Origin of the sequence: Bacillus sp. C30 (assembly GCF_040838255.1) — a bacterium.
GTDB lineage: Bacteria > Bacillota > Bacilli > Bacillales > Bacillaceae_G > Bacillus_A > Bacillus_A mycoides.
In genome coordinates, this window is sequence record NZ_JBFPJH010000486.1 from 1 (window position 1) to 2,030 (window position 2,030).

2 protein-coding genes and 2 pseudogenes are annotated in these 2,030 nt (G+C 32.8%); all 4 read left to right on the forward strand.

Annotation, left to right across the window (positions count from 1 at the left end; all coding sequences use genetic code 11):
• Positions 1-547: pseudogene (locus AB3X49_RS22035) on the forward strand (acyltransferase family protein); the annotation flags it as partial.
• The gene (locus tag AB3X49_RS22040) at positions 548-1,291 is read left to right on the forward strand and encodes a YveK family protein (protein WP_367964743.1); all 744 of its coding nucleotides are present in this window, start codon (positions 548-550) and stop codon (positions 1,289-1,291) included.
• Positions 1,278-1,898 carry a CpsD/CapB family tyrosine-protein kinase gene (locus AB3X49_RS22045; RefSeq protein ID WP_367964744.1) on the forward strand — a complete coding sequence of 207 codons (621 nt, stop codon included), beginning with the start codon at positions 1,278-1,280 and terminating at the stop codon, positions 1,896-1,898. Before AB3X49_RS22040 ends, AB3X49_RS22045 begins: the two co-directional genes overlap by 14 nt.
• A gap of 18 nt (positions 1,899-1,916) precedes the next feature.
• A pseudogene (locus AB3X49_RS22050) lies at positions 1,917-2,030 on the forward strand (sugar transferase); the annotation flags it as partial.

Genomic DNA, 2,030 nt, shown 5'->3' on the forward strand with positions numbered 1-2,030 from the left:
GCATTACACAGTGCTGTTTTTACTAGGAGCACTAGTTGCGAAGTATAAAAATAATTTAATAGCTTTTTATAGTAATTGTACTAAAAATACGAAAATTACATGGTTTTTATTTGCGATTTTACTTTATATGTATGAAGGGCTTATTGGAGAAATTAAAGTGCTCAATAATTTTATATTTCGAGACTACGTAGTAGCGATAAGCGCATGTCTATTTGTCATATTAAGCTTGTCAGTATCAACTTTGTCGTCCTTACTGCATAATAAATACTTGTTATATTTGGGGAAGATTTCTTACAGTCTTTATTTATACCATAGCATATCTTTATTTTCTCTTATATACGTGTTCCATGAAATATTACCGTTACCTATTGTTTTAATTTTGTCGCTTATTCTTTCGCTTATACTAGCAACGATTTCGTATGTATTTGTAGAAAAATTTGCATTTAGAGTCGGAAAGTATGTAACAAAGCGAGCGGATAGAGAGAGGAAAGAGTTATTAGTAGAAAATGATGTGCAGGATGTTATTCAGACAAAGGCGGTGAAATAATTGAAGCAAGAAATGAGTATAAAAGATTTTCAACAGTTATTGAAAAGGAGATTCGTAACGATCATTTTGACGATGTGTTGTTTAACCGTTTCTCTAGTTCTTATTTCTATGTATGTGCTAAAGCCTTCGTATCAATATTCAGCGCAAATTCTTGTTGGAAATTTAGATGGGTTTAATAAGGAAAATACAGCGAATAAAACACAAGAAAATAAGCAACTTGTAACATCGTTTGTTGATATTTTAAAAAGTCCACTTATTATTTCGACAGTAAGAAACACTTTGAAATTAGAACAATCAAGTTATGAATTAGCACAAAAAATTTCGGTGTTGAATACGGACAACTCACAAATTGTTACTGTTACAGTAAAAGATTCGGATCCTAAAATCGTGAAAGAAATTGTAAAGTCATTGGCAGAACAATCTCAAAAAAGCTTTCAACAGTATACGAATGTACAGGGGGTAAAAATATTAACTGACCGAGAGTTACAGGAAGAAGCTGAAAAGCTGTTTCCGAAATTTCAACTTATCATTCCTATCTCTTTAATTGTTAGTTTTTTTGTTGGTGTAGGTTTAGCTGTATTTCGAGATTATTTTGATGAACGTATATACGTGGAACAGGATTTAGAGAAAATAACGACAGTCTCTGTTATTGGTCATATAAATATGAAACCGAAAAGAAAAAAGAAACCTACAGAGGTTGATAAGCAATCATCTATATATCGAGGTGAACATGTCGATGTTTAAGACAAAGAAAAAGCTACCATTCGATCCGCATGATGCTCTGATGAAAGAGCAGTTTTATACTGTATATCATGAGTTGAAAAAATCTGGAAAACAACTATTCTCAGTTATTTCAACGAAAGACAGAGGCGTCGTTGCCTCGCTTATAGTAAATATGGGGCTAGTGTTTGCGGAAATGAAAAAAAAGGTGTTACTTATCGATGTGAATTTTTCGGACCCTAAACTACACCTACTATTACAAAGCGATCTTGCGACAACAGTAAACGATATAATAAGCTCCCCTCCATGTAATTATGAAACTTTTTCAAGTGATTTGTCTAAATACTTGTATTGTATTCCTGCAAAAAAAACGGTACACAGCGGAACGCCCTTAGTTGCTATGGATGAATTTGATAATGTAATTGCTAAGTGGAAAGAAGATTTTGATTATATTTTCTTTTATGCATCTGAAGTATTTGAGCTTCCTGCTACGCACATTATTGCGGGTAAATGCGATGGAGTGGTCTTGGCAGTCAAAAAACGAAAAGATTCCTTACGTACAGTACAAAAAGTAATAACGGATATAAAGAGGAAAGAATGTGAATTAATCGGTATAGTTTTATATTCTTGAATATGGGGGTAACGATCCATGATTCGTGAAACAAATCAAGCTAAGTTGTATACTATTCCGGCTCAAGAAAAGGATAGCATTTTGAATCGAAGTGTAAAACGCTTGTTTGATATAATATTTTCACTCATATTG